We start from the raw sequence: 1341 nt of genomic DNA, 5'->3' as shown, positions 1-1341 counted from the left end.
CACGATGCATCGCTTGCGGTGACTTTCATTCTGCCGGAAGTGGTGTTTGCGTTAAGCAATCTCGCTGCAATTAAAGTTCTCGACGACAACGCCTCCTAAGTTTCCTGCTCGGGCTTGCCGATTTCGTGGCAAGCCTAATACGTGCTTTTATTGAGGTTCTCTTCGGTAGCGCGCAGATTTGCATGTAAAGTATCGGCACTGGTTAGTCTCTACGAGCTAGTCAGCCAGCCAAAGGGTGATTTCCCTTTTATCTCATCTTAAATCCCCCATATCGCGTACCACTTAAATTGCCGAGTTGTTTGTGGGATAACAACGCTGCCTAAATGCATAAACGTAAAATAAACGGGGTTATACATGTCTGATCCAATTAGAAGGACGCAACGATACCTAGGTATGGCAGCTGCTCTAGCGGTGTTAAGTGCCTGTGGTGGCGGTGGCGGCGATAGCGCTAAATCACCGGTTACCGAAGCTTTTTATCCGGAACCCGAAAACGAGTGGACGCTTGTTTGGGCTGAGGATTTCGATGGCGCATCTCTCGATTCTACAATCTGGGAAGCACAAGCCGGTGACGGCAGCGAGTACGGTCTAGATCGCTGGGGCAACAATGAGCTGCAGTGGTACCAATCCGAGAACGCAACAGTGGCGGATGGAATGCTCACCATCACAGCAAAAGCTGAAGAGGTGCAAGCAGGTTTTCCATATACCTCGGCTCGTTTGCGCACCGCAGAAAAGTTTGATTTTAAATACGGTCGTGTAGAAGTGCGCGCCAAAGCGGCAGAGGGTCAAGGCCTGTGGTCTGCTGTCTGGATGTTGCCTACCGATTCGCCCTATGGCAACTGGGCCTCTAGCGGCGAGGTGGATATCATGGAAGTGGTAAACGCGGGCACTGATGGCCAGCGTGTGTTCACCACCGTGCACCACGGCTTTCCATGGCCTCTGAACCAGTTGAGCGGTTTGGATGTGGCGCTTGATAGCCCAGCATCTGATTTCCACACCTATGCCTTAGAATGGGAAGAAGATGAACTGCGTTGGTTTATTGATGGTGTGCACGTTAAAACGGTAGGGGCTGATCATTACTACAGCTACTTCTACAAAGATACAACGACTGGCTACACATCGGGCCCTGCTTCTGCGCCTTTCGACACCGAATTCCATTTGTTGGTTAACTTGGCGGTAGGTGGCAACCTACCGGGTGATGTCAACGCAGGTGATATCCCTTCAGAAATGGTAATCGACTACATTCACGTCTACGAGTGTAGCTATGGGCAAGCAGACGGTGGCGGTTGTAACAGTAATGCCGATCGAACGTTAGAGCGTCCTGATGCGCAGGAGCCTTTCCAG

At 51.1% G+C, this 1341-nt stretch carries 1 protein-coding gene; it reads left to right on the top strand.

The genetic code is table 11. The features are described 5' to 3' along the window. Positions 1-354: 354 nt before the first annotated feature. Positions 355-1341, top strand: a 987-nt coding sequence (locus tag ACTF5Z_RS10840; RefSeq protein WP_438985644.1) for a glycoside hydrolase family 16 protein, incomplete at its 3' end; no start/stop codon positions are given.

Origin of the sequence: Aequoribacter sp. (assembly GCF_965659035.1) — a bacterium.
Classification (GTDB): domain Bacteria; phylum Pseudomonadota; class Gammaproteobacteria; order Pseudomonadales; family Halieaceae; genus Aequoribacter.
This window is presented reverse-complemented; position numbering and strand designations above follow the sequence as displayed.